Raw genomic sequence first — 11,970 nt, 5'->3', positions numbered from 1 at the left:
ATTTCCTTCGTTGAGAAGCAGCAACCACTCCTTACGTCACGATCAAGGTAGAGAGGGCATCTCCAATCACAATACACAGAACTGTGATCAACGGAATTCTGGCGGCTGTTTGCCAGTCTTCATCATTTCTAAAGGCGTTGATCACACGAACCAGTGCAATTCCGATGTAGAGGACGAAAATAACCCGCAGCGTACCAAATAGCAAAGGGATGAGTCCATCAACACCCGCTGCTCCACCACCCGTATTTGCACCTGCAAAAATGGTCTGAACATACTCTTCAGCGGCTTGAAAAAATAGGGCATGAGAAGGGAGTGCGGCTGCCAGCCAAGCACCAGAACCAAAGCAAACAGCCATCCAGGGCAGCTTGTGCTCAGGAATACCAGCTTTTTCCAGCAACGTTTGCCAGATGCGTTGGCACAAAGGATTACTCTTGATGATGGCTTTGACAATTTGTACTGTCAGCCCAGCAATGCAAGCACCCAAAACGAAGGTGGGAGCGTGCATGACCAGATTCAGACCTAAAATACCACCAGAGATAAGCCAGGGAGCTATTCTCCGGAGTCGAACACGAAACTCACTCGTAAAGAATTGAGCAAATAGCGAGCGCAAGCCAAAGCGCTTGTGTGACTTTGATTGAGAGACGACAAGAGGAGTTTCTTCTGAAGCTAAAGGAGTTGACAGCGACAGTTGCAGCTTTTGACGAGTTATCTCAGCAACGGTTTCATCCGGGGAAGAAGCGACGGTTGTGGTTGTTGGCATATCTTTCTCTCAATAACTAGGAAACCAGGTCATAGGACTGGATGAATGAGGGTTCTAGTTTTGAGATTAGATAGGCGATGTGGCATGGGCATGGCATGGTTCAGGATTTCTATGGCATTCGCAACTTGTTGCCAGAGGCAAGAACCATACATCCAAACTGGCAACTGTTACGTACTAATTTTGTGGAACTAACATCCAAAGCCAGCAGACTGAACTTTTGGTAAAAATGTCATTATCAAGGTAGAGATAAATTTTGTGCTGTATGGCAAAATTGGTGTGAGGGATTGCGTCAATAGCGCGAAGGAAAAACGGCTTTTCTACACATAGCGACTTCCTGATCAACGCGCATAGGTTTTAGGTTATGGAAATTTTGGTAGTAGAAGACGAGCACAACATTGCGTCGCTGATTCGCAGGTGCTTGGAGACCGAAGGCTATTCTTGCTCAGTCGCCTATGATGGCGAGTCTGGGCTGAAGTTATTTGAGCAGAAGGAACCCGATGTTGTCATTCTAGATTTGAATCTGCCTAAAATGAATGGGTTAGATGTGTGTGAACAAATTCGTAAAAGCCCCAAAAAAGAGCCACTGATTATGATGTTGACGGCTAAAGCGTCTGAGGGCGATCGCATCATGGGTTACACCGCTGGAGCCGATGATTATCTTCCTAAACCATTCAGCCCCCAGGAGTTAATCGCACGGGTCCGGGCGATGCTCAGGCGATCAAGGCGGTTAACTCATCCAGAGCACCGTCCCCTCGAAACCCCCCATTTTCTCATCGATCCAGCGCGACGAGAAGTGTTTGTGCAACAAGAACCCGATGGGGAGCGGGAGACAGTCACTTTGTCACCTGTGGAATTTGATTTGCTGTTTAAGATGGCATCTCGACCACGAGTCGTGTTTACCCGAAATCAATTGTTAAATGCAGTGAGAGGAGAAAACTTTGTGGGGGACGAACGTTCAATGGACAGTTACATTAAACGATTGCGAGATAAAATTTGCCCTTTGGAGTATCGAGAGCGTTACATCAAGACTCATCTAAGAGTTGGATATAGTTTTGATGATGCCCCTGATTAATTCTCAGAAAAATCTATTAAGAAGTAGCATTATTAACCATGAGTGCGAGAGACCTTCTAAATAAAGGACGAACCTCTCTCAGCCTGCGTCTGCGACTACTCCTAACAAATTTTCTTGTGATGCTTGTCACATTAGTCAGTGCAACAAGTATTGCTCACATTTACAAAGCCCAGACGTTTGAGGAGAAAGTTTCCGATACTGTAATAACCAACCCATCCAAGCCAGCGCCAGAAAAGAAAGACGCGGACCGACTGCTTGAAATATTTGAGCAAGTGAATAACCGGGGAACTCACTTGGCTGTGTTGGTTAGTTTTGTGATCGTTGGGTTAATTACCTGGACCCTAACGGAAACGATTGACCGTCCACTGCGAGGAATTGAGCGAGCGATCAGCCAGTTCAATCGTGGTAATCTGAATGCACGAATTCCTCCCAGCGATATCCCCGAACTGCATAGATTAGGGTTGACCCTGAACAGCGTGGCGAGCCGTTTGCAGGGTGTAGAAGAGCGTCGCCGGGAAGTTATTGGGGATCTGGCACATGAATTGGGAAACCCGCTAACGGTGATTCGTGGGTATTTGGAGTTGATGAGTCATGGAGAGATGTCGCTTACCCCATCGGTCGGACAGCAACTCCATGAAGAAGCTGAACGAATGGCACGACTATTAGAGGATTTGAAAACCCTTTCCAAGGTGGAGACTGGCAATCTCCCATTACATTTGCAGGTGGTTGACCCAAATCCGCTGTTGAATAGTGTTGTTCGAGCCTTATCGGTCAGAAACCGCAAGGGGATTCGCCTGGAACTAAATTGCTCTAGGAATTTGCCTGAAGTATTTGCAGACCCCGATCGCGTTCGGCAAGTTCTCATCAACTTGATTAGCAATGCCCTGAACTACACGGAGCAAGGGCGTGTCATCGTTCGGGCTTGGAATGATGACACGCGGATATGGGTTGAAGTCTCTGATACAGGCGTTGGAATTGCTCCAGAGGACTTACCCCGTGTGTTTGATCGATTTTGGCGATCAGAGTCTTCCCGAAGGCAAAATGCATGTGGAACAGGGATCGGATTGGCGATTACAAAGCACCTGGTAGAAGTCCAGGGTGGGCAAATTAATGTAGAAAGCGAACTAAACAAAGGAACCGTTTTTCGTTTTTCGCTACCCCTTGCGACAACAGAGCTTGCCTGATTATTTACACCCTATAAACAACACAAACTATTTTGTTTCTTTTAAAAGTATTTCTGTCTCTATCTGGAGGTAGAGTTCTTTAGCCTCAACATTTCGTTTAATAAACACTTGAAGTGTAAGGTGCAGACTGGTTGCTAAGCATCGAGTTTCAGCAACTAGTCCGAAGAGTCTTAGTTCGCAACAGAGAACGGTCCCAGTTTGACATTGATTTCATCTGGTCTGATACTCCACCTGAAACTCAAGATTTTCTGCACCCTTGTTACTGGTATTTCAGTCCGTGTGTTCTCTCTTCTCCAAAGTCAGAATCGCTCTCAGTGCTAGTTATCGTTTAACGTTTTCCTTGCGCCCCATTAGCTCGGATCTACCAATCCAAGCAAGTTTAGCCAACCACACACCAGGGTTGGCTTTTTCATCTTTAAAGGGAGACAATATAATTAATACAATCACTTTATTTTGTTTTTAAAAGTATTAGATCTCTATCCAGCGAGTGATTTAACCAAACTCAATGTTGCGTTTAACTAATTTATAGAAAAGCCGTTTGAATTCGTCTATCTGACTCGAATTCAATTCCCCACCCTGAAAGCTACCCAGGGCAATATTCATGTCCTCCAGGGCATGAATTTTTTTTTAAGTATCTCCACAAATTTTCGATTTATTTTTTCACGGAGTTTTGTATGAAAAGGCGAATTGTGTCCTTCTTGGCTATTGCTGTTGTCAGCTTTATCATCGGCACTGCTTGGAAGGTTTATCCATCCCTAACTGCGGCAGCTAGTATATTTTCATCTCCTTCTGTCGCTCAAGCTCAACCAACGTCCGCTCCAACATCCAGTAGCGCTGTTGATTTGGTTAACCAGGCACAGCAATTAGCGAAACAAGGCAATTTCTCAGCCGCGATCGCCACTGTTGACAAAATCCAACCCGCTAATCCAGAGGAAGCTAAGACGCTTCTGCAAGTTAAACAGCGGTGGGCAGATGAGGTTTTCAAGCAAGCCTTGAACAAATATGAGCAGGGGGATGTGAATGGTGCGATCGACCTGGCTGAAAGGATTCCTGCTAATACTCCAGCGCAGCAGCAATATGCCCAGGTGAGAAAGACCTGGTTTAAGAATTCAACGGTCTTAGAACTGGCTGAACAATTCCATCAAGAACGCCGCTGTACTACAGCCCTGTCAACAATTTCGCTCATTCAAGATCCTGCATTGCTAGGGAGCCAAAGAGTTCAAGACTTGAAGCAAGCGATCAACTCCATGCAAGCTGCGAATCCTCAAGCTCAAAGTTGAAATATGGAAGCCTGCTTAAAGATTGGAAATCACCTGCTAACGGGAGAACAGCTTGTATCGTCTCTGGTGCGATACAAGCTGCTGGAGTCACTGATTGGGCATGTGGTTCTAGATGATGTCTTACCCCAAGTTCGACTGACCCAGGAAGAAGTTGTTCGCGCGCTTACTGGATCAGCTCAAATGCCAGAAGATTTCGATCAGTTCTTAGTTCAATGGTGTGAGAGCAAAGGCGTTTCCCCAGTGTATGTAAAGACGGTTGTTCTGAGAGATTTGCAAGTCAGAAAGCTAAAAAGGCTACTGTTTGCAGATCGGATTGAAGCTGAGTTTTTGCGGCGGAAGCAGGATCTAGACCAGGTAGGGTTCCGACGCATCAAAGTCACAGACTTAGCACTAGCAGAAGAGCTATATTTTCAAATCCGTGACGATGGCGCAGATTTTGCTGTATTGGCACAGCAGCATTCACAAGATTTTGAGCGACATACCGGAGGATTAGTCGGTCCGGTTCGATTTTCAACTCTCCCTGATGAAATTGCCAGTTTGTTTCGGAGTGGGCAACCAGGAGAGGTGTACAGTCCTGTTCAGGTGCAAAGCAGCTTTTGGATTGTCCGACCTGAACAGTTTATTTTTGCTCGTTTAAATGACTCGGTGCGAACGGAATTAATTGAGCACCTCTTTATGGAGTGGCTGCAATCGCAAATTCAATCGGTTAAATCACAGCCGAACGGCGTGCAGGTTCAAGGCATCCTTCCCAGTGCGACAACTAAAGGAGCAGTCTGATGACAGGGATCGATTCACGACAGTCGCAGCTTGACTCATTCATCCCCAATTTCTTTAGCGTTTATCCATTTTGCCGATTACCAGCAGATGTTAGAGGGCAAGTCGCTTCTAGACTAACGCTTTGCACGTTCCGTCTTGGAGAAGTCATTCACAGAGAAGGGGAATTGCCGCCCGCCGTCCATTGCGTGGTTCAAGGGCAAATTCGGCTGTTGGGTTCTGCGGCAGCTAAAAGCCCCACGCTATCGGTAAAAGGGGAGGGCGCGGTAGTAGGGTGGGACAGTCTCCTACGGCGGGTTGCGAATGGATCTGTACGGGCAGCCGGAACAGACGAAGTGCTTACCTTAGCATTACCAGCCGATGATTTCGAGCGGTTAGCGATCACCTATTTAGAGGAGGCATTGACTGAACAGGTGACACAGATAGAACTCTATGACACGTTGTCCCGGTTTCTATCGCTATTTCCCACCAAGCTGGATATCAACATCAAGGAGGTCGCTCGATACACCGAACAGGAGCAGATGGCATTGGTCATTCACTGGTCTCCGCAATCGGTACACTTAGAAACTCAAACGCTGCGACTCCCTTCTGAACGAGTGTGGCTTGTGAGTGGAAAAACGAAACGAGTAGAAATCGGAACTCCCATCACGGTTCGCGTTGATTTACACCCACCCAACGGATCACCGTTTCCACTCCGACTGATTGGCATTGACCGCAACTTCTTAGCGGCTGTCGTCCTCAAAGGCTCACTCCCAACATTAATGGAAGTAGAAGAGGATGGAGTGACGATCCCCGTCGAACCAGAATTGATGTTGGAATCGCAGTCGGCGATCGCTCTGGTAGAGGCACAAGAAGCCCTGGAGCAAAATCTTAACCGAGGCGAAACGAAAGAACTTAAGCAGCTCCTGAAAAATTACCCGGTTCACTATTCCAGAGAATTTGATCCAGTTGAAGATTTGGTTGCTTGCTTCTGGATGCTGGCAGATCGGCTAAAAGTGCCGTTTCGCCCAGATCTTTTGCGGCAATGGCTCCAGCGTCGGGAAAATGTAACCGGAGACAGTCTGCTATTTTGCGCCTGGGTAGCAGAGGCAGTGGGATTAAAAACACAGATTATCAAGTTTGTGCCGACCGCTGCTGGCTTAAAACGCTTACAGTTTCCGGCTTTGATCATGCAGGATGGAGTGCTGACACTTCTGTATGAGTTGACTCGCAACAACGGAGTCGTCGTAGGGTTGCCTCGGACAGGCATTGTCATACTTCCACCAGAAGATGTTGCTGACCAAATCGCGATCGATAGCATTGAATCTGGTACTCCGGTCAGCCAAGCATTAATCGTCGAGCGACACGCACAAACGCCACTCAAGCAGTTTGGAGTGAGTTGGTTTTTACCAATTCTCAATCAGCATCGTGGCGTGTTGATGCAGGTTCTGATTGCCTCTGTGTTTGTGCAGCTTTTAGGGTTAGCCAACCCACTATTAGTTCAACAGATTATTGACAAAGTGATCATCAATAGTAGTGGTGCGGCACTTCCCATGTTTGGGATTTTGATGGTTGCATTTTCGTCCTTAGAAGCGATTTTAACAATACTCCGCTCCTATCTACTTTCGAGTACGACCAATCGAGTGGATTTAGTGTTGGGAACGGTTGTCGTTCGTCATTTACTAAACTTACCGTTGAATTTTTTTGAGAAGCGTCCAGTCGGTGAACTATCCGCACGTTTGTCAGAACTAGAGAATATTCGGCAGTTTTTAACCAGCACAGCATTAACAGCAGTACTGGATGTTGTGTTTTCACTCCTCTACGTTGGAGTGATGCTGCTTTACAGTGTTCAACTCACGATTTGTGTATTGGCATTTGTTCCGATCGTGATTGTCCTGACCTTATTGGTTGCGTCCATCCTGAACAAGCAAATTCGGATTAAAGCAGATCAAAATTCAAGAGTTCAATCCTATTTAATTGAAGTTCTGGGTGGGATTTTTACGATCAAGTCTCAGAACATGGAAGGTTTGGCACAGGCGACCTGGCGAGACCAATACCTGCAATATTTAGGCACCAGTTTTAAGACCGGGATGATTAACACATCATTCGGTTCCTTAAGCAACCTGATCAACACCTTAAGCAGCCTGCTAGTGCTGTGGATTGGAGCTGAATTAGTTCTCAAAGGAGAGTTGACGTTAGGGGGATTAATTGCCTTCCGCATTATTGCCGGGTATATTGTGGGTCCGATGGTGCGATTGTCAAGACTATGGCAACGGTTCCAGGAAACAGCCCTTTCGTTGGAGCTACTGGCAGATATTGTAGAAGCTCCAACCGAGGTGTTGCCAGAGGATGAAAGTAATGTCGCGCTACCACCCGTTGAAGGGTGGGTGCAGTATGAAGCAATTAGCTTCGGCTTCAAACCGGGGCAATTGCAGTTATCCAACGTCAGCCTGGACATTTCCATTGGCTCATTTGTTGGAGTTGTGGGTCAAAGTGGCTCTGGTAAAAGTACGCTGGTCAAACTCCTGCCTCGGCTGTACCTGCCGAATGCAGGCAGCATTTACGTTGATGGGTATGACATCAGCAAGGTAGACCTATTCTCCCTGCGAGAACAGATTGGCATTGTCCCGCAAGATTCGATTCTGTTTGAAGGAACTATCCGGGACAACATCACTCGATTTGACACATTTGCCGATGAAGACGTGATTGAAGCGGCGAGAGTCGCAGATGCTCATGACTTTATCATGCAGCTCTCCAATGGCTACAGCACTCAGGTTGGGGAACGGGGAGCAAAGCTCTCTGGTGGGCAACGGCAGCGGATTGCGATCGCCCGAATGGTGTTGCGAAATCCTCGCTTACTGATTCTTGATGAAGCCACGTCTGCTCTGGACTACAACACAGAGCAACAAGTGTGTCTGAATTTGGCAAAGAAATTTAAGGGACGCACTGTTTTCTTCATCACGCACCGATTGAATACGATTCGCCATGCCGATCTTATTGTGCTGATGGAGCAGGGATGTGTGGTAGAGCAGGGCACTCATGCGGAGTTGATGGCGTTACAGGGGCGCTATTTTTGCTTATCGGAACAGCAAAAAACCGAAGCTGTGTAGTTGTGTAGTCAAAGGGGATTTCTATGAACAATCGTTGGAACAACCGCTGGTTTAGAAACATGGTTGGGACACTGCAAAAGCGATACCAATCAACCATAGAGACAGCAGAGAAAGCGTTGGATAATCCCGCGTTGGATTTGCCACTCCCATCCAAGATTTCTCGGCGTACCACCACAATCATTGTGATTGGGTTGACGTTAGCCACCGGATGGGGATTTCTTGCCAGGGTCGATGTGGTGGTGTCCTCACGCGGCAAGTTGGAGCCACTTTCTGCATCGCAGGCAATTCAATCCCGCGCGGGCGGAATGATTACCTCGATTCAAGTCCGAGAAGGTGAACAGGTTGAGAAAGACCAGTTGTTGATGCAGATTGACAAGAAGCCCCTGCTGACCCGCAAGGATGCGCTCTCCCGGCAATGGGATTTACTGGTCAAAGAGGTCGAAGTGCTGCGGGCAGCCAGGGAAGGGCGCTTTGTTCTATCGGGTGAAGGGCTTTCGCCTGAGTTGCGGAATCGGGTTCAAGATCGGCTGTTACTCGTTGCTCAAATCACTGGAGATGGCAGTGGTTTAGCTCCGGCACAGCATCAACGGTATCAACTGTTCCGCCAGCAGTTACAGAAGCAGGTCTCTATCAACTCAGTCAGAGTGTCTGCCCTACAAACACAAGTGTCTGGGGCAAACGCTCAACTCTCAACCACATCGGGGCGATTGAAGGTCGAGCAAGAAATCGTCAATCGGTTGCAGCCGCTGGTCAAAGCAGGAGCGATTTCCCGCAACAGCTACTTACAAAGGGCGTTAGACGTTAGTAACCTGGAAAATCAGGTGGTTCAAAATCGCGTACAGAAAAGTGAGCTGATGTCGAGCGTAATGCAGGCACAAGCCGATGGGGATCAAACGATAGGGCAGTTCTTTCAAGGACTCCAGCGGGAATTGGCAGCGATCGATACTCAGATTGATACCGTCATCAAAGATGACCAGCGGCAACTGATTCAAATCAGCGCTCAACTGGATCAGACCAACCTTGACCTGGAGCAACAGGATTTACGCTCCCCTGTTACTGGTGTTGTCTTTGATTTAGGACAGAGAGTGCCAGGTGTTTTGGCACAACCGGGGCAGGTCTTGCTTCAGGTGGTTCCAAACGAGTCGCTGATCGCACGGGTGCAGGTGGCAAACAAGGATATTGGGTCAATCCGGGAAGGAATGCCCGTAGAGGTGAGAATTGATGCGTTTCCATTTACCGAATTTGGATCGGTGAAAGGAGTGGTTTCCAGGGTTGGCAGCGATGCCGTTCCAATTGATCGCACGGGACAAACAACCGCTTTTCCGGTGGAAATTCGTTTAGATCAGCAGTTTTTAGAGAAGCGGAGTGAACGATTCAATTTAACTCCTGGCATGGCGACAACCGCCAATATCAAGATTGAATCAAGAGCACCGATTAGTTTCGTATTCGGGGAAATCGTCCGAGCATTCGACGGTTTACGATCGGCTCGATGAGCAAATAATCCTACTTTTTCTAACAATAGATAGAGAAAGTATTGCTTGTAGGATGGTACGCTCGAATCACGGAATATTTCTATTACTGTTACTCTCTCAAATCCCGCTAGTTTCGCTATTTCGTCAGTTCTAGTCAATGGAGCGCTTTCTATGGCGCATAGTTTACGCTGAATGGTTTTTGTACTTTTTTGTGCCTTTTCTACCTAATCACGTTCATGGAGGCTTCTCATGATTCTTCTAAATCGGTGGACCCTGGCGAGTTTGCTGGTTATTCTCGCAGCGATTACCTATGGTGTGACGCAAAACGATGGACAAGGAAATGTTGCCAGCAATGATATTTCTTTAACTGATTCTCCTGTACCGGTGCCTCAAGACCTGGAAGACACGTATGAGTCGCTCATTGGGCAGGCGCAAACGGAAGCAAAGAGTAACCAGTTTAAACAAGCTATTTTGAACCTGGAAGGGATTCCAAAGAACAGTCAGCACTTTGCTCTCGCACAGCAGGTCAAGGATAAGTTCTCACAGAGTTTGTTACAACGCGCCAATGACAAATATCAGAAGGGCGATATTCAAACCGCTTTAGCCATGCTGGATGCAGTTGCCCCTTCTAGCACCAGTTCTGCTCAAGCCAAAAAACTGCAAAAGGACTGGGGTAAACAGGGGGAACAGTTTGAAATTGCTCGGACGGCGATCGCCAAAAAGGATTGGCATAGTGCGCTCAAATCACTCGATCGATTGAAGGGAATGCCCATCTTCCAAAGCGCTCAGGTACAGCAACTCCTTCAACTGGCAAACGATCATTTAGGGCAACCTGACAAAATCACAACCAGGACAGCCGTTGCCAGGATGCCCGCTTCTACTGATAGCGTTGTGACCACACAAGTCTCCACAGAGCCAGCCACCGTCGGCAGTGAAATAGACAACGCATTAGCGGTTGATGTCAAACCGGCTGCGATCTCATCGGCTCAACCAAAACAGATATTAGTCTCAACTGTTCCCATTCCCGCGACTGCCCCGATCAAAACGGTTGCTACAGTGCCCACGCCTGCTTCTGAAATCGCTGCAATAGTTCCTGTTTCAGAGAAAGAACAGACTTTGGGCGCAACGGAAAAGATAAAAGTACAAACCGTGAAGTCTATTGATGGGATGACTTCACATCGAGCATTCTCAACAATGGCACGGGAGCAATTTACCACAATCCCTATTGAAGATAAACCTTCATCAATTCAAGAACGAATGGCAGCGTTTGATCAACTCAGAGCGAGCGTGACGCAAGAAGGAACAACACCTACCACTATGCAAACAACGACTGTCATGACAGCGTTCAGTCCGTTTGATTCGTTGCCACAGCCCAAAGACATAGACAACGTTTCTCGGCATTTGGGAAACGCCGTGACGCTGAGCACATTTACAGATTCACTGCTGAGAAATCGTCCGCTTCTAATTAGCCCTGCTTTCAACACCACCAGAGCAATGACGATTAACAGCAGGGCACCTAAGGTTTCGGATGCGTCAACGGTCAGAGTCGATAGCTCTGATTTGCTTGGAGGCATGGCAGGCAGTCAAGACGATTCAATTTAGGACATTCAAAATCAACGTCACCTTTTACATTTGAGGGAAATCTTATGGTTGTGGTCAGATCTGTTCATCGGTTGAGTTCAAGTTTGTTTCACCTTTTAGGTGTAGGAATGTTACCTGGCTTTATTTTTGGACTGCTGCTAGTGCCTGTTGTACTGAATAATCAGGTCAATGCTCAACAGACGCAACCAGCACCAGCACCACCGATTGGCGAACAAATGGTTACAGACGGTCAAGCAGGTACTCAGGTTAAAACAACCCCGATTAAGCTAGGAACGGTGTTGCCGGGAATTCTCGACAGTAGGGATGCCAAGTTGAACGGATACTACCTGGAAGCCTACAAATTTTCTGGACAAGCGGGTACTCCTGTTCAAATTCAAGTCAAAGGGAGCAAGGACTCTCGCAAGGTAAACAACTTAAGCCTGACCCCTTACGTGTTGCTATATGGTTCTGGCAACCGGTTGATTGCCAGAACAAACGCGGCTCCTGGAACCGTTGATGCGTTTATCCGCATGAAATTGCCGGAAACGGGCGAGTACACGGTCGTTTTTACAGGGACTCAACCGCAGAAGGCTGGTCGTTATTGGTTAGCCGTACAATATTCTCCTAGCGATTTAGCCCCATCGCTAACAACTGAGCCACAAACCAGTGAGCGTCAAGTCTCGGCGGTTCAGCAGTCCAAACCAAGTTCATCGGATCAGTCTAATCAGTAGCCACAATGACGATAGATGCAAAAAGTG

The 11,970-nt window shown here is 47.4% G+C and carries 9 protein-coding genes; 8 read left to right on the top strand and 1 reads right to left on the bottom strand.

The features are described from left to right. Positions 1 to 31: 31 nt before the first annotated feature. Positions 32 to 760: a hypothetical protein gene (locus tag JOY44_RS25585; protein WP_171576390.1), complete on the bottom strand. Its 729-nt coding sequence runs from the start codon at positions 758 to 760 to the stop codon at positions 32 to 34. Between the two features lie 361 nt (positions 761 to 1,121). Between JOY44_RS25585 and JOY44_RS25580 the strand changes: the two genes are divergently transcribed. From JOY44_RS25580 to JOY44_RS25545, 8 genes are all read left to right on the top strand, one after another. Beyond that, a complete protein-coding gene (locus JOY44_RS25580; RefSeq protein WP_171576389.1) occupies positions 1,122 to 1,832 on the top strand; it encodes a response regulator transcription factor in 711 nt (236 codons plus the stop codon). 119 nt (positions 1,833 to 1,951) lie between these two features. Next, positions 1,952 to 3,016: a sensor histidine kinase gene (locus JOY44_RS25575; RefSeq protein ID WP_171576388.1), complete on the top strand. Its 1,065-nt coding sequence runs from the start codon at positions 1,952 to 1,954 to the stop codon at positions 3,014 to 3,016. Positions 3,017 to 3,690: 674 nt separating this feature from the next. Further along, a complete protein-coding gene (locus JOY44_RS25570) occupies positions 3,691 to 4,296 on the top strand; it encodes a hypothetical protein (RefSeq protein ID WP_171576387.1) in 606 nt (201 codons plus the stop codon). A 3-nt stretch (positions 4,297 to 4,299) separates the two neighbouring features. After that, positions 4,300 to 5,073 carry a peptidylprolyl isomerase gene (locus tag JOY44_RS25565; protein WP_171576386.1) on the top strand — a complete coding sequence of 258 codons (774 nt, stop codon included), beginning with the start codon at positions 4,300 to 4,302 and terminating at the stop codon, positions 5,071 to 5,073. Continuing rightward, positions 5,073 to 8,159, top strand: coding sequence for a peptidase domain-containing ABC transporter (locus JOY44_RS25560; RefSeq protein WP_171576385.1), 3,087 nt, complete (start codon positions 5,073 to 5,075; stop codon positions 8,157 to 8,159). The genes JOY44_RS25565 and JOY44_RS25560 overlap by 1 nt, the downstream gene beginning before the upstream one ends. A gap of 23 nt (positions 8,160 to 8,182) precedes the next feature. Then, positions 8,183 to 9,652 (top strand): HlyD family efflux transporter periplasmic adaptor subunit, encoded by a 1,470-nt coding sequence (locus JOY44_RS25555; RefSeq protein ID WP_171576384.1) that lies wholly within the window; start codon positions 8,183 to 8,185, stop codon positions 9,650 to 9,652. 228 nt (positions 9,653 to 9,880) lie between these two features. Further along, positions 9,881 to 11,233 carry a hypothetical protein gene (locus JOY44_RS25550; protein WP_171576383.1) on the top strand — a complete coding sequence of 451 codons (1,353 nt, stop codon included), beginning with the start codon at positions 9,881 to 9,883 and terminating at the stop codon, positions 11,231 to 11,233. A gap of 44 nt (positions 11,234 to 11,277) precedes the next feature. Then, the gene (locus tag JOY44_RS25545) at positions 11,278 to 11,943 is read left to right on the top strand and encodes a hypothetical protein (RefSeq protein ID WP_171576382.1); all 666 of its coding nucleotides are present in this window, start codon (positions 11,278 to 11,280) and stop codon (positions 11,941 to 11,943) included. The last annotated feature ends 27 nt before the right edge of the window (positions 11,944 to 11,970 follow it).

Source organism: Leptolyngbya sp. Cla-17, from assembly GCF_016807185.1.
Taxonomy (GTDB): Bacteria; Cyanobacteriota; Cyanobacteriia; order Leptolyngbyales; family Leptolyngbyaceae; genus ULC077BIN1.
This window is presented reverse-complemented; position numbering and strand designations above follow the sequence as displayed.